We start from the raw sequence: 14148 nt of genomic DNA on the forward strand, positions 1-14148 counted from the left end.
CTCCTGGTATCCATCATGCCCACATCATGCCTAGAATATAGCATCTTAAGCGCTAGATAAATAGAAAGAACATTGTTATGTATAAATGTATAATGTTTCATCCTAAGCCTTTACTTTCACACTCATTCTGTCGACATAAATAATTAGAACTTTTTTCCTATAAACTAGAGATATTTGCCTAAGGAGTTGTCCATAAATGAAGCCACGCCACAAACTGCTGCGGGTACTCGCCTTGTCAATCGCTTTATCCTATGCGGCTACGGTTACTCCGCTGTACCCGAACAGCGATGTGCATACGTCCTATGCAGCCTCTAAGGCCGACAATGCTGTCATCACGTTTGCCGACAAAAACTTGGAACAGGCCATTCGCGACAAAATTTACAAAACTAGCGGACCGATCCGTAAAAGCGATGTCGCCAACGTACAATATTTGTACATCTATAGCAATAAAGGGATTAAAAGCCTCGCTGGCATCGAGCAGCTCCCGTACCTGACTGATGTCTATATTCTCGAAAATCCAATAACGGACCTAACCCCGCTAACGAAAGTGAAGGGGCTTAAAAACCTTGGTCTCTCGTACGTTAACCCAGCTAGCATAAGCGCCATTGTACCCAAGTTGACTCAACTTACGAGCCTATATCTAACGAACTGTGAGCTAACTGATATTTCCTTCCTTAAACCGTTAAAAAATCTCACGAGCCTAGACCTTACATACAATCATATTCAAGATATCTCTGTCGTCTCGAATATGGCCAAGCTAAATTCATTCGAAGCACGATATAACGAAAAAATCGAAGATCTTTCACCGCTTGCGGGGCTGCCGATTCGATTCCTATACCTTTCTGGGAACAAGATTGCCGATATTAAGCCTCTGAGCAAGCTAAAATTCAAGCATGAAGTGTATGCGATCGATCTTGAATTCAATGCCATCACAGACGTATCCGTTATAGCTGAATTTCCAAATCTATTATCGCTCGACATTGAGCTCAATCCGGTCACAACATTCCTTCCAATCTATCCAATGTCCTCGAAGCTGACAAAAAAAGATTTCGCATTAGGAGCGTCTGACCTCGCCCAACCTGTACATTTTGCCGACTCTGGGCTTGAAGCAGCAATCCGTGAGGCAATAGGCAAACCCGAGGGCACGATAACCGTCGGTGACATTAGCATTATTCATTCACTCGATGCATCCAAACGAAAAATACAGGATCTTAGCGGAATCGAATATATGCCACAATTGATCGAATTAAATCTAACCGATAATCAGGCCAAGAGCTTAAAACCTTTGCAATACCTAACACAGCTGCGCACACTCAAGCTGAAGGGCAATGCTGCTAGCAACTATTCGGATATCCGGGACGTCATTCGTTCCCTAACGAGTAAAGATTTCGATCCGAAATTCAAATTCACGTCCAACGTTACCGCCGCAAGCTTCAATGAAATTGCCAAAGCGGCAGAGACAGCGCGGGAGAATCCGGGCAAGGCAATCGCAATCAAGATTAGTGCGCCAACACTGCAAAACCGATCGAATTATGATGATCTACGCAGCTACCTAGCCCTTAAATTCCCGGATACTAGAAAAAGTTATGTATACATTAGCCCGACAGAAGCCAGAGAAGAACAATTCGCATTCCATATGTCAACCGATTCCAAATACCAAACCTTTACAGCAACTGCCCAGATCGAAAAATCGCCTATCCGTTTTGACGTTGCAGCATACGAGAAGCCGAAAGCATCTGATAACATAAAGCCCGAAAGCTTTATCCAATCCGACCATAAGGACATCGCCGCTCTGGCACGCAAAATTACGGAAGGCAGCTCCACCGATAAAGACAAGCTGCTAGCGATCCATGATTGGGTTGCGAATAATATCCGATATGACTATAAATCGTTGGCTGTTGATAATGCCGCACCGCAAGATGCGCTCAGTGTTATGCGAAGCGGCATAGCAATATGTGCAGGCTATGCCAACCTAACTGCTGCACTTGGCCGTTCCGTTGGCATTCCAACCCAAGTGGTCTCCGGGTATGCTGTCCCTTACGGAGGCACATGGGAGATGGTTCTGAAAGATCTTACGTCTTCATGGTATGCGCATGCTTGGAACCAAGCTTATGTCGGCGGCAAATGGATTGTACTTGATACGACTTGGGATGCAGCGCAGTACAGAGGCGACCAATTATCTTACAAGTTCACTCGCCAATATTTTGACCCGAATCCGCTAGCCTTCTCGACTAACCATACTTTTTATGTGCCGCGCCCAACGCCAGAAGGGCTGAAGGAATACTACTTCCGGTTAACCGATGCCGATAATAATGCAATCAGCAATCTGGTATGGAAAGAGTTCTGGAACAGTCACGGCAAATACGGCAATTACATTCCTTATTTGCCGTCAGGCCATATGAAGAACGGCACTATATCCGCTACTCACGCTTATCGCTTGCCGGACGGCACATACATCGTGTATACAGCAGTTCGCGGCAAAAACGGAACCTGGACTTTGGCAAGCAAGGAAACACTGGATAATTACTTGCCCCCTGCACCTTCTTATATTCTAAAGAGCTATTAATTAAAGAAGAGGGAGCGACACGGCAATCCGTGTCGCTCCCTCTTTGTAAACAAGCTCATATTGACAATTACTTAATAAAGCCGAGCAGCATTTCGCGGATAACTTTCGCAGCCACGATTTGCGTTTGCTCTGTCGGATCGTAAGCTGGAGCTACCTCTACGAGGTCACAGCCAACAACGTTCACACCTGAGCGCGCGATTGCATGAACCGCTTCAAGCAGTTCTTTGCTCGTAATGCCGCCCGCTTCTGCTGTACCCGTACCAGGCGCGCAGGATGGGTCCAGCACGTCGATGTCGATCGTCAGGTAAACAGGGCGGCCTTCAAGCTCTGGGAGCACCTTTTTCAGAGGCTCCAGCACCTCAAACGGATGGAAATTGATGTTCTCGCGCGCATACTGCCACTCTTCGCGGGAGCCGGAACGAATACCGAATTGGTAAATGTTCTTGCCGCCCATCAGGCCAGCAGCTTTGCGAAGCGGCGTCGAGTGCGACAGCGGCTCGCCTTCGTAGCTTTCACGCAAGTCAGCGTGCGCATCGAAGTGGATGATCGCCAGATCAGGGTATTTCTTATACACCTCTTGGAAAATCGGCCACGATACGAGATGCTCCCCACCCAAACCTACAGGCAGCTTGCCGTCTTCCAAAATGCCACGCACATGCTCGCCGATAATTTCGAGCGAACGGGCCGCGTTGCCGAAAGGCAACAGCAGGTCGCCAGCATCGAAGTACTCGATATCTTCAAGGCTGCGGTCAAGATAAGGGCTGTATTCTTCCAGGCCGATCGACACCTCGCGAATGCGCGGAGGGCCAAAACGCGAGCCAGGACGGAATGATACCGTAAAGTCCATTGGCATGCCATAAATGACCGCTTTGGATGCAGCATAGTCCTCCGAGCTAAGAATGAAGACGTTGCCGGAATATTTTTGATCGATTTTCATAGTTGATAGCGCTCCTTATTTCACGAGGTTTTCCACGAACTTCGGAAGCGCGAACGCTGCTTTATGAAGGCGCGGGGAATAGTATTTGGTGTCTAGCTCTGGAATCGCGGACTCGTCGACAGCCAACGGGTCATGCTTCTTGCTGCCCATCGTGAACGTCCACAGGCCAGACGGATATGTCGGTACGTTCGCCCAATAAACCCGGACGATTGGGAACACTTCCTTCACGTCGCGATTCACGCTCTCGATCAGGTCTGCTTTGAACCAAGGGTTGTCCGTCTGCGCAACGAAGATGCCGTCGTCCTTAAGCGCTTCGTAAATGCCTTGGTAGAAACCGCGCGTAAACAGGTTTACCGCAGGCCCCACCGGCTCCGTGGAGTCAACCATAATTACGTCGTACGTATTCTTATGGTCGTGGATATGCATGAAGCCGTCGTTCACGATGACATCAACGCGAGCATCGTCCAAGCCGCCAGCGATGTTAGGCAAGTATTGTTTGGAGTATTCGATCACTTTGCCGTCGATCTCGACGAGCACCGCTTTCTTAACGCTCGGGTGCTTCAGCACTTCACGAATTACGCCGCCGTCGCCGCCGCCGACAACGAGCACGTTCTCTGGGTTCGGGTGCGTGAACAACGCCGGATGGGCAACCATTTCGTGGTAAACGAACTCGTCTTTGTCCGTCGTCATGACCATCCCGTCGAGCACGAGCATCGTGCCGAACTCTTCGGTTTCGATCATATCGAGTTTCTGGAAGTCAGTCTGCTCGCTTACGTACGTTTCTTTGATTTTGGCCGTGATGCCGTACGATTCGGTCTGCTTCTCTGTGTACCACAACTCCATGTTTTTATCCCTTCTTTCATTGGATTCCCTCGGGGGCAATGGTTCTTTCTGTATTATAATTTAACGGAGTGGAAAATCAACCTTTACGGGTTGCCGCGGGATGAAAAGAGGGTCGTTAATGGCTAGGGTCAAACAGGTCGTAATACCGGAACACCGGCAAATCAGGGTATTTACCCCGCAACTGCTCGACTTGCGCCCTCCATGCCGCTTTAGCGTCCTCGGAAGACAGCTTCACGAATCGTTCTTCATCTATGCCCTTATCCAATGCGGCCAATAGTTCGACCACAGGTTCGACCTGCCCTTGAATATGTGCAATCTTCCATTGCTGCGGATCGGCCTGCATAGGGAATAATATATCCTCCTTTATATACTGACCCACGGCTTGGAAGAAGCTGCCCGCATATACATAGTCACTTAGTTCCGTGTTCATGAGCTCAGGATAGGCGCTACGAAGGTAGAACTCTGCATCCCTGTTGCTTTGGATCGCATCATTTAGTCGCACAAGCACCGCATCGCGTTGAATGCCTTCCGACTCTACAATCTGTTGCAAGCTCCCTCTTCCATCGACCAGCCCTTTCTGAAGCCCAAATACAGCCAAATTGCCACTATGATCCTCATAGTTCCCTTTTAACTGGTACATACGATTTACAGTGAATATGTTCAGGCATAGAGATATGACTGATAATCCGATTAATGCGGCTGCCATCCACTTCTTTGCTTTCATTATTGATCACGCTCCTATAGTCATGTGTTTCTGACATTAATGCGCCAATGCCCGCTCGGCATTAACCAGTTCCAGTGGCTTTCATTACATCCATTGCCGTAAGGGCTCGTATATGCTGGAACAGTTGAGCATATCTGCACAAACGTTTTCACAAACATAATATTATATTTTTTTCCAATAAATTTATTGGGATTATCGAACTATTTCACCCCTCTTCTAGCTCTAATTTCCTGTCGTTGGATTAAATTTTAGATTTTTGAAACACCCCCATTTGGCCCAATCAAGTGAATAACCACCCCTTCCTTTTTCCATACTAAGGGATAAGCTAGTTCGATCCCCGAGAGGAAGTTGCTCCATGATAAAAGGTTGGTTTCACCGCATAAGCGGCCGTTCAGCCAGCAGCAAGACTGCACGGCCCTTGTCGGCAAAGGCGAAGGCACGTGCTGCAAAACGGCGCAGGCCGCCGATATTCCCGCTCATTGCGGAGCGGCTGTGGCCTCGGCTTAGCGGGCGGGCGAAGTGGATGCGCCGAGCTAAGCTAGCAGGCGTAGCCGCCGGCTTGTTTATCGTTATGATTGCAGGAAGCCTGCTCTATCTGCGCGTGCAATCGCTCCCTGTTTCTTCAATAACACAAACGTCCCAGATGCTCGATTTGCAAGGGAACGTTATCGATACTTTTCATACGAACCAGAACCGCAGCTCCGTGCCTTTGAACCAAATCTCTCCGTTCGTCGTACAAGCCACGCTCGCTATAGAGGACCGAAGGTTCTACGACCATGGCGGGTTCGATCTCAAAGGCATGGCGCGCGCAGTGGTCGTCAATGTCGAGAATCTCTCGACCAAACAAGGCGCAAGCACGTTAACGCAGCAGCTTGCGCGCAATCTGTATTTGACCCACGAGCGGACATGGAAACGAAAGTTGAAGGAAGCCATCTATACAACGCAGCTAGAGATGCACTACTCCAAAGATGAAATCCTCAACATGTATTTGAACCAGATTTATTATGGGCATGGCGCCTATGGCATCGAAGCTGCAGCCATGCAGTATTTTGGCAAACACGCTTCGGAATTAGATCTCGCTGAGAGCGCACTGCTCGCCGGCATTCCGAAAGGGCCGAAGTATTACTCGCCATACAATAATATGAAAAATGCGAAGGACCGGCAGCTCACGATCCTCGATGCGATGGCAACCGGCGGTTCAATCACACAAGCACAGGCAGACGCAGCCTACGCAGAGCTCTTGCCATTCAAACCGCTGGAGGAGTCTCGCGGTGATGGCTTCGCACCCTATTTCCGCGACTACATCCGTTCCTTCGTCGTTGGCGAACTTGGGTTTGACGAACGGCTGCTAACGGAAGGCGGCATCCGCATCTTTACGACCCTAGACCCCGAGGCTCAACGCGCTGCTGAGAAAGCCGTTGCCGACGGAATTCCGAGCGATTCCGAACAGCAGGCTGCGCTCATTGCGATCGATCCGCGAAACGGCTACGTCAAAGCAATGGTCGGCGGCAGGGATTATCCGAACAACCAATACAATCGCGTATTCGCTACAACGAGGCAGCCTGGCTCATCCTTTAAGCCGGTGTTGTATATGGCCGCATTGCAGCAAAATGGCATGACGCCGCTCACCCGTTTCAAAAGCGAACCGACGACGTTCACCTATGATGACGGCCGCCTAACCTACCAGCCGCATAACTATAATGACAAGTACATCAATGACTTTATCGATATGAGGCAAGCGATTGCGAGTTCAGACAATATTTATGCCGTAAATACGATTATGCAAGTCGGAGCCGACAACGTGATCGCAATGGCGCGCAAGCTGGGCATCGATAGCACAATGAAGCCGGTACCATCACTTGCGCTCGGTACCTTCCCCGTCAGCCCATTCGAGATGGCTTCTGCTTTCGGCACATTCGCGAACAGCGGCGTACGCGTGAAGCCGATTGCCGTGCTGCGGATTGAAGACCGCGAGGGCGACGTATTATATGAAGCGAAGCACGAATCCGAGCAGGTCGTGGATGCGGCACATGCCTACGTGATAACCAGCCTGATGGAGAGCGTCTTCGACACAGGCGGCACCGGCCATCGCGTATCGGCAACGATCAATCGTCCAGTCGCCGGCAAGACGGGCACGACATCATCCGACGCTTGGCTTGTCGGCTACACGCCGGAGCTGGCGACGGCCGTATGGGTGGGCTACGACAAAGGCCGCCAGCTCACAACGACTGAGGCGCATCGGGCGGCGCCGATCTTCGCATCCTTCACTGAAGGCGCGCTGGCTACTGTGCCGCCAAAGATTTTCCCGATGCCCGAAGGCGTCGTCAGCGCCTACATCGATCCCAAATCCGGCAAGCTTGCCGGTGCTGGATGCGAGGATGGCAAACGGCTGGAGACGTTCATCGCCGGCACGCAGCCGCTTGAAACCTGCGACGGCAGCGCGCAGAACGCCACGAAGGCTGGAGATGGCACCGGAGATCGCCAGGAGCAGCAGCGCAAATCGTGGTGGAACGATTTGAAGCGCTGGTGGACGAACTAGAATAGAACAAAGGGCTTTAGCAGCGAATGGCGCGTACGCGCGGTTTGCTGCTAAAGCCCTTTTTGTCCATATATGATGTGAATAAGCTGCCTCAATATCCGCCGCTCGTATATTGCTCAATGAAATGCCGCGCGCTCTTCGACAAGTACCGGTCCTTCAGCCATACGATCCCTACCTCGGACTGGAAATCCGCCTGCTCGATCTCCAGCATACGAATTGCATCAATAGGCGACATCGCAACGACCGACTTCGGCAGCACCGTCGCACCCAACCCCGCCGCCACAAGGGATAAAATAATCGCGACGCTGGAGCATTCGCATATAATGTTAGGAGCCAAGCCACTGCGGCGGAATTCATTCATCACTTGCTCATGCATCCCCGTCGTTTGGTCTGTCTTTAGCGTCAGGAATGGATGAGCCGCAAGCTCCGCGAGCGAGATGGATGACTCCTTGTCCGCTGGGCTCCATTTGCTCGGAATAACGGCTACAAACGGATCTGAGGGCAAACGCAGCACATCATGCTCATACGGCGATTCGATGGCAAACTCAAACGGCAAACGCGCGACAACAAGCTCAATGCTGCGCTTCGCAAGGGCATCCCCGAGCTGGAAATGATCGCCCTCGCTTATTTTGAACGCCACTTGGGGATACTTCTCCCGAAACCGTTCGATCGCGCGTGGCAGCAAAGAGACGCAAGAGACGACAGCGCCGATGGAAAGCAGCCCTTGCACGCCTTCCTCGACCTCTTTCACTTCCTGCAGCGTTTCATGAAATTGGCGAAGCAGCCCTTCGGCCCGCTCCCGCAGCAACTCGCCAGCATGCGTAAGCATGAGCTGCTTGCCGCTGCGGTCAAATAACGTTACGCCAAGCTCACGCTCCATCTGCTTCAGCTGCCTGCTGAGCGGCGGTTGTTCCATGTTCAGCGCCTTGGCGGCGCGCGTAATTTGCCCTGCATCGGCGATAGCCAAAAAATACCGCAGCTGTCGAATATCCATCTGCCATTCCCCCTTCCCTTGCCATACCCAAAAGGTATGCTGATTCAATAAAACAGATATTTTCAATATATATAAGACAGTGATACGATGCAATTAACAATTTCAAAATGAATTTACTATTTGATAATAAGGGGCTGTATCCAAGGTGTCCAAACCAACGATCTCGGTTACAAAAACGACCAATCCTAAGCCGCGTCCAGACGAAAACAATCTCGTATTCGGCAAGTACTACTCCGACCATATGTTTATTATGGATTACGATGCAGGACAAGGCTGGCATAGCCCGCGCGTCGTGCCTTACGGCAATATTTCGCTTGATCCGGCTGCTAAAGTGTTCCACTATGGCCAAACGATTTTTGAAGGCTTGAAAGCTTACCGCACGGATGATAACCGCGTCGTGTTGTTCCGTCCAGACGAAAACTGGAAGCGCCTCAACCGTTCCAATGATCGCCTTAGCATCCCTGCCATCGATCCGGAAATTGCATTCGAAGCGCTCTGCGCCTTAATTGACGTCGACCGCGAATGGGTTCCATCCGCTCCCGGCACGTCGCTGTACATCCGTCCATATGTTATCGCAACGGAGCCGCAGTTGGGCGTTTCGCCATCAACCCAATATAAGTTCATGATCATTCTGTGCCCAGTTGGCGCTTATTATAGCGAAGGGCTGAATCCGGTGCCAATTCACGTCGAATCCGAATATGTCCGTGCAGTTAAAGGCGGCGTCGGCAACGCGAAGACGGCCGGCAACTACGCTGCGAGCCTCAAAGCCCAAGAAGGCGCAGCGGCATTGGGTTACTCCCAAGTGCTATGGCTGGACGGCGTGCACCGCAAATATATCGAGGAAGTCGGCAGCATGAACGTCTTCTTCAAAATCAATGGCACGGTCGTTACGCCAGCACTGAACGGCAGCATTCTGGAAGGCATCACGCGCAAATCCGTCCTGCAGTTGCTCCGCTCATGGAACATTCCAGTCGAAGAGCGCGAGCTGTCGATCGACGAGCTGGTTGAAGCGCACCGCAATGGTACGCTCGAAGAAGCTTTCGGCACAGGAACCGCAGCCGTTATCTCGCCAATCGGCGAGCTTCATTACCAAGACGAGAAGCTCCCAATCAACGGCAACAAAACTGGCGAGCTATCCAGCCGTGTATACGATACGATCACAGGCATTCAACGTACGGAGCTGCCTGATCCGTTCGGTTGGGTCGTTGAAGTTTAAGCCTCCGGCTTTTTTGAGCAAATAAACCAGTTGCACTAAAACCTCTCGCACAGCTATCTTGGCATAGCCTTGCGGGAGGTTTTTTGCATGATGTTGCCAACCATACATAGATAGGGGCTGCTTTATGTTTCAAGTACGAAATTACGGATTTGTTATGCTAGCTTGCTTGATGCTGCTATTGTCCGCTTGCTCCTCTGATGGGGGAACGGAGACTAAAGCAGGGATTCGGGGAAACAATCGAGCACGGAAACGGGCAAAAACACCGATGAGCGTGCTAGCGCTAATTTAGTCGGAACATGGAATCAACTGGGCAATAAGCCGCCGGCCTTACTTTCGAGTTAAGCTCCGTCAATGGAGGTCATCTTGGTGACATGAATGGCACAGCTAAGCGGTCAAAGGATGGAAAAAGCGCCGTATTCACCAAAAATGATATGAACCTTACTGTTAAGCAGAAAGGAGATACGCTGGTCATTTTGACTGATGGCGATATTTCTTCATACGGAGGCATAGGGGTTGTCTTCGGGGGCACGTTCGTGAAACGCGAAACGATGGAAGAGCTTGATTTAGTTGATCTTGATGTTTTTGCTTCAAAGAAGACTCACGACGCTTTTAAAAAATTTATCGGTGACGATTACGTTCTGTTCACCTCATCCATGCAATTCGTAGTCACTGCACCAAGCGAAGACGATCCTCACATCACCATTGTATCTAGCGGCGTGCGTGGATTATACACCTTCTCGGAAATGGCGCGAACGATTTAAGGATTATAAAGTCGTCTTTAAAAGTTAGTTAAGCTCGATAGGAAGAGTGGCCCTTAAGCCGGGGAGACTTGAAGAGGCACTTTATCATGATTAAGCCAGCCCGGGATATGACTATGGGTTGGCTTTTTCTATAAGCTTAGAGCACTCCTGAAGTGCGTTTCAGCAACGATTTAGCTTGTATTCAAAGCTGCGGCATTTTGAGTAGTAACGAATTGCTTTTCCTTTTTCTTTGGCATATTCAATCTCTCTTTTTGTACTGCTTCCAATGTAACCATTCACATCAATCACGAATATTTCATCCGAAATATCGATTTTTTTAAAATGAAGATCTCCTAGCAGTTCAGCTTGTTTCTCAGTTATTTCAAACCCTTCACTTTGCTCAAAGAAGGCGAGGCTGATGACAATATTCCCTTGAAGTGTAAGAGATGCATTAGCTTGTTCGAATTGTTCTTTGAACTTTGTAGAGCCGCATAAAGTTATTATTTTCATACTCATTCCCCCCACGAATCTCCTCGTTAATGTATTCATGCAAGAAATTCGTAATCCTTCAAAACAATAATTTTTCAGAAGAAGGCAACGACACAGCGCCGTTCGTTCCCCATCGAGCTATAGGGCCAGCTTTGACCCCATACATTCGCAAGCGCTCATGCGGGTGTTCATCACGATAGGATAGACGTTCGTATCGGCAATTGTCTCGAACAGATACCAGCGGGACTTAATAGAAATAGGGATATAGCGTAGTACGCGCCATCTGTCCGATACGTATACATACAGTACAGCTAATAGATTCCTACTGCTAGAAAGGAGGATAGCAGCCACAGCAGCTTTACGATTCGGGAAGGGTGTTTGCATTAAAGTGGACAACCGCTGCAAACCTCTTAAATCAAAGGAGGAAATTATTCAATATCTGAAAAGAGGTAGTGATCGATATGCATGATCTTTCAGTATGGCTGACCATTCTGTCATTTATTTTTACCGTGTCGTTCATCTTTTGGCGTTCGAGTGTCAATGAAGCCATCCCTGCAACCATCGGTGCATTCTTCGTCTTGCTAAGCGGCAGTGTTTCCTTATCCGACCTGTTCACAATTACGGAGACGATCGGCGGGGCTGCGATTACGATTATGGCAACCATTGTAATGGCCATTGTGCTCGAAAGCTTCGGTTTCTTCCATTGGGTAGCCGAGAAACTCACGGAGCGAGCCGGCAACTCAGGCATTCGGTTATTTTGGTACACGAATCTGCTCTGTTTTCTCATGACGCTATTCGTCAACAACGACGGCAGCATCTTAATCACGACTCCGATCCTTCTCATGATCCTTAACAATTTGGGGCTCAAAAACCATCAAAAGCTGCCCTATCTCATCTCCGGCGCCCTTATTGCAACGGCTTCCAGCGCACCGATTGGCGTGAGCAATATCGTCAACCTGATCGCGCTCAAAATCGTGCACATGGACCTGTATATGCACACGGCGATGATGTTTATACCCGCTTCGATCGGATTGGCTCTCATGTCCCTTCTGCTGTTCGCTGTCTTCTATCCACTCCTTCCAAAACGGCTCAAAACAGTGCCCGCAGGCGCTCGCCCTTATTCCCCGCTGCCAGGCCATCATCCGCTGAAGTACGCACAAGATGAAGCCCCTACTGAAAAACGCAGCCGCGCTTTCATGCGCAACATCATTTTGTTCGTGCTTGCAGTTCGCATTAGCCTATTCGTCGCATCGTATATCCACTTTCCAGTTCCGCTTATGGCGATTATCGGCTCGGTATGTTTGCTCGCTTGGCGATGGATTTTCCTCAAAATTCCGCCAGTCGATATGGTCAAAAAAACGCCTTGGCACATTCTTATCTTCGCCTTCAGCATGTATATCATTATCTACGGCCTCCACAATATCGGACTGACGGACATGCTCATCAATTGGCTGAAGCCTTTCGTTACTGGCGGACTGCTCGAAGCAAGCATCGGAATGGGTGTCGCCGTATCCCTGTTGTCTAACTTATTTAATAATCACCCTGCACTCATGGTCGGCACGCTGACGTTAACGAATATGGGGCTCGACCCGATCACGCTCAAAATCTCTTACCTCGCCAGCGTCATCGGCAGCGACATCGGCTCTCTGTTGCTCCCAATCGGCACGCTTGCAACCTTGCTGTGGATGCACATTCTTAGGAAAGGAAAAGTAAAAATCACATGGAACGACTATTTGAAGGTCACCATTCTCGTTATCCCAGTCACGGTCATTTTCACACTGATCTTGTTATCGTACTGGGTAAAATGGCTGTTCTAATTGCAGCAAAAGAAAATACGGCCATCCGGGCAGACGGCCGTACAAGAAAAGTATCGTTTTACACACGATAATGTATGTGATCCTGTCATAAAGCGTACGGGCGTTGGTACCGTAACTAAGGTATCAGCGCCTCTTTATGCTTGTTCGCCTCCGCTTATGCCCCGGATGGAAACATGCCCCGCCCTTTGGCCGTCTCGATTGCACTCTTTCCCCCATTGTTGGATAGCCATTCAAGATTTATACCCCAGCGGCCACCGCACACAGGAAACCGCTCGATGCCGGACATACACCTCCAAGGCGCAGCTAACATAGGTTACAGCAATAACGACGCCCAGAGGAAGTGATATGGTGACCGGAGCCGGTTTTGTGCCTGACAATCTTAATCTGAAGAAGAGTTCGGGAAATCCCAATCTGTCTTATACGATGAAAGACAACGTCTTATTTAAAGTCAACGATACGAATTTCGCATATGAAGTGTCGGCGACCCAAATTCCAGCGATGGTCGGAGGCTCGGTAGCCGACCTATTCATGACCAAAGGCCACATTCGCGAGCCGCATTGGCATCCGAATGCTTGGGAGCTTGACGTTGTCATCGAGGGCCATGTGGTCGTATCGATTTTGAATCCAGACACAGCGCAGCTTATGAACAATCCAGCAGGCCCTGGCCAAGTCGTATTTATCCCGATGGGGTGGCTGCATTGGATTACGCCTGTGTCGGACCGTACACATATGCATCTATTTTTCAACAGTAGCCAAGTGGAAAACGCCGAAGTCTCGAACTTCCTGCAAACTACACCGCCGGAAGTGTTTAAGCTCGCCTACAATATAGACCCTGAGCAAATCGCCACCGCACTAGCACCGATTAAGGCAGTCAAGGACACGGTATTCGTCGGCCCTCCGGCTAGCGGAAACTCTCGACACAACAGCAGCATCAGGAGCTTAATCGGAATGAACGGCGCCCACGTGCCCCCTCCGATGGTCAATATAAAGCGCAAATAGTCGGCCCCTCTGAGCAATGCAACGGAGCCACTCGGCGGGGCTAGGCCCTGGCGGCATTGCAGTTCGTACAATAGGAGCCGCTCGGTGCACCCAGCTACTGGTGTCATTGTATTTCATAAGCTCGCCCCCTCCAACTCTCCCGTCCCATTGTACATTTTGTAGGGCTGTTGATTAGCCAAAAAAAGGTAGCAAAAAGACCGCTCATTCGGTAATGTGTTTGTACCCCTACAAACATCCGAAACGAGGCGGTCTCATGAAAAATTCTACTTCATTATCAACTATTC

At 49.9% G+C, this 14148-nt stretch carries 11 protein-coding genes; 6 read left to right on the forward strand and 5 right to left on the reverse strand.

All coding sequences use genetic code 11. The features are described from left to right. Nucleotides 1–196: 196 nt before the first annotated feature. The gene (locus GON22_RS23545; protein ID WP_160398539.1) at nt 197–2566 is read left to right on the forward strand and encodes a transglutaminase domain-containing protein; all 2370 of its coding nucleotides are present in this window, start codon (nt 197–199) and stop codon (nt 2564–2566) included. A gap of 67 nt (nt 2567–2633) precedes the next feature. On the opposite strand, the gene speB is transcribed toward GON22_RS23545, so the two are convergent. The 3 genes from speB to GON22_RS23560 form a co-directional block, all read right to left on the reverse strand. Further along, entirely contained in the window at nt 2634–3503 is an 870-nt protein-coding gene (gene speB / locus GON22_RS23550) for an agmatinase (protein WP_160398540.1), read from the reverse strand. Nucleotides 3504–3518: 15 nt separating this feature from the next. Then, nucleotides 3519–4346, reverse strand: coding sequence for a polyamine aminopropyltransferase (gene speE / locus GON22_RS23555; protein WP_160398541.1), 828 nt, complete (start codon nt 4344–4346; stop codon nt 3519–3521). Nucleotides 4347–4461: 115 nt separating this feature from the next. Continuing rightward, a complete protein-coding gene (locus tag GON22_RS23560; protein ID WP_160398542.1) occupies nt 4462–5070 on the reverse strand; it encodes a hypothetical protein in 609 nt (202 codons plus the stop codon). A 355-nt stretch (nt 5071–5425) separates the two neighbouring features. Here GON22_RS23560 and GON22_RS23565 point away from each other — a divergent pair, with 355 nt between their 5' ends. Continuing rightward, the gene (locus GON22_RS23565) at nt 5426–7609 is read left to right on the forward strand and encodes a transglycosylase domain-containing protein (protein ID WP_160398543.1); all 2184 of its coding nucleotides are present in this window, start codon (nt 5426–5428) and stop codon (nt 7607–7609) included. Nucleotides 7610–7700: 91 nt separating this feature from the next. Here the strand turns inward: GON22_RS23565 and GON22_RS23570 are convergent, their stop codons facing one another. After that, a complete protein-coding gene (locus GON22_RS23570; protein ID WP_160398544.1) occupies nt 7701–8603 on the reverse strand; it encodes a LysR family transcriptional regulator in 903 nt (300 codons plus the stop codon). Between the two features lie 145 nt (nt 8604–8748). Between GON22_RS23570 and GON22_RS23575 the strand changes: the two genes are divergently transcribed. Next, nucleotides 8749–9819, forward strand: a complete 1071-nt coding sequence (locus tag GON22_RS23575; RefSeq protein WP_160398545.1) for a branched-chain amino acid aminotransferase — start codon at nt 8749–8751, stop codon at nt 9817–9819. Nucleotides 9820–10190: 371 nt separating this feature from the next. Then, nucleotides 10191–10580, forward strand: coding sequence for a hypothetical protein (locus GON22_RS23580; protein WP_160398546.1), 390 nt, complete (start codon nt 10191–10193; stop codon nt 10578–10580). Nucleotides 10581–10739: 159 nt separating this feature from the next. On the opposite strand, the gene GON22_RS23585 is transcribed toward GON22_RS23580, so the two are convergent. Then, nucleotides 10740–11069, reverse strand: a complete 330-nt coding sequence (locus GON22_RS23585; RefSeq protein ID WP_160398547.1) for a hypothetical protein — start codon at nt 11067–11069, stop codon at nt 10740–10742. 440 nt (nt 11070–11509) lie between these two features. Here GON22_RS23585 and GON22_RS23590 point away from each other — a divergent pair, with 440 nt between their 5' ends. After that, nucleotides 11510–12865: an arsenic transporter gene (locus GON22_RS23590; RefSeq protein ID WP_160398548.1), complete on the forward strand. Its 1356-nt coding sequence runs from the start codon at nt 11510–11512 to the stop codon at nt 12863–12865. A 348-nt stretch (nt 12866–13213) separates the two neighbouring features. Continuing rightward, a complete protein-coding gene (locus GON22_RS23595; protein ID WP_160398550.1) occupies nt 13214–13864 on the forward strand; it encodes a cupin domain-containing protein in 651 nt (216 codons plus the stop codon). Nucleotides 13865–14148 lie beyond the last annotated feature (284 nt).

Origin of the sequence: Paenibacillus sp. MMS18-CY102 (assembly GCF_009789195.1) — a bacterium.
Lineage (GTDB): Bacteria > Bacillota > Bacilli > Paenibacillales > Paenibacillaceae > Paenibacillus_T.

What these genes read in the sequence shown, in the direction of transcription:
- GON22_RS23545 (WP_160398539.1), top strand. Translation starts at nt 197, where the DNA reads ATGAAGCCACGCCACAAACTGCTGCGGGTACTCGCCTTGTCAATCGCT.
- speB (WP_160398540.1), bottom strand. Translation starts at nt 3,503, where the DNA reads ATGAAAATCGATCAAAAATATTCCGGCAACGTCTTCATTCTTAGCTCG.
- speE (WP_160398541.1), bottom strand. Translation starts at nt 4,346, where the DNA reads ATGGAGTTGTGGTACACAGAGAAGCAGACCGAATCGTACGGCATCACG.
- GON22_RS23560 (WP_160398542.1), bottom strand. Translation starts at nt 5,070, where the DNA reads ATGAAAGCAAAGAAGTGGATGGCAGCCGCATTAATCGGATTATCAGTC.
- GON22_RS23565 (WP_160398543.1), top strand. Translation starts at nt 5,426, where the DNA reads ATGATAAAAGGTTGGTTTCACCGCATAAGCGGCCGTTCAGCCAGCAGC.
- GON22_RS23570 (WP_160398544.1), bottom strand. Translation starts at nt 8,603, where the DNA reads ATGGATATTCGACAGCTGCGGTATTTTTTGGCTATCGCCGATGCAGGG.
- GON22_RS23580 (WP_160398546.1), top strand. Translation starts at nt 10,191, where the DNA reads ATGAATGGCACAGCTAAGCGGTCAAAGGATGGAAAAAGCGCCGTATTC.
- GON22_RS23585 (WP_160398547.1), bottom strand. Translation starts at nt 11,069, where the DNA reads ATGAAAATAATAACTTTATGCGGCTCTACAAAGTTCAAAGAACAATTC.
- GON22_RS23590 (WP_160398548.1), top strand. Translation starts at nt 11,510, where the DNA reads ATGCATGATCTTTCAGTATGGCTGACCATTCTGTCATTTATTTTTACC.